Genomic DNA, 998 nt, shown 5'->3' on the forward strand with positions numbered 1-998 from the left:
ATCCGGAGGCCGTACGAGGTCTCGTGCTCCTGTCAGGCTATTACTTCCCGACCGCACGGGCCGACGTGCCGCTGTTCGCGCCCCCCGCGATCCCGGTGATCGGCGATGCCATCCGCTACACGGTCGGCCCGCTGGTCGGGCAACTTATCGCCCCGAAGATGATCCGAACCATGTTCGCGCCGGCGCCGGTCTCCCCGGCCTTCACCGACGCCGTGCCAATCCCGATGATGCTGCGGCCCTGGCAGGTCAAGGCGAGCGCCGAGGATGCCGCCACGATGATACCGGGGGCTACTGGCTTCCAGGAACGATACGCCGAACTCGCTCATCTGCCGGTCGCGATCCTGGCCGGCGCCGATGACAGGATCGTCGACGTCGGGCGGCAATCCGCGCGCCTGCATCGGGCGCTGCCGAGAAGTGAGCTGCACGTGCTTCCGGGTCTCGGCCACATGGTTCACCACGGCGCGCCGGAGCGGGTGGTGGCCGCCATCGAGGCTGTCGCAGCGCCGGGCCAGCAGCGGGACGCGGCTTTGCCGGGCTTGTGACATCGTCTGCGCCGACAGAATATCCCGATGAATGGTCTAATCGATCTGACACTGAATTGGGTTCCATGCGCTAGCTCCAGGCCATGCTCTACACCTGCCTCATCCTGACGCGCTGAAATGCCGAGCTTCCTGCCATGGCGGCGGGGTCTGTGATCGGCACCTGGAAGCTGCTGGCGTCAGGCGCATCGTGGTCCCGAGTGGCATCTCCACCCGTGAACCCTGACCTCACAACCCTAGATCTGGATCGGATGCCTCCCTCAGGAGCCGATCTGCGGCGGGCTTATCATCACGCCAAGACGGTGCACCCGGATGTCGGAGGCAGTGTGGATGCGTTTCGGGCGGTGTTCAGAGGCCTTCGGACGCTTGGCGCACCGAGACACTAGTGTCCTGATTCCGTAGTTCCTCCGATCGTCTGGGAGCGAAGGCAGAAGCGCTGGATGGCGGCGAGAATGTCGT

The 998-nt window shown here is 65.3% G+C and carries 1 protein-coding gene; it reads left to right on the top strand.

Features of this window, described 5'->3' with window-relative positions; translation table 11 throughout:
- On the top strand, nucleotides 1–542 hold a 542-nt coding region (locus D2K64_RS23775; RefSeq protein ID WP_157986119.1), incomplete at its 5' end, for an alpha/beta fold hydrolase.
- Nucleotides 543–998 lie beyond the last annotated feature (456 nt).

Source organism: Teichococcus vastitatis (assembly GCF_003604215.1).
Classification (GTDB): domain Bacteria; phylum Pseudomonadota; class Alphaproteobacteria; order Acetobacterales; family Acetobacteraceae; genus Pseudoroseomonas; species Pseudoroseomonas vastitatis.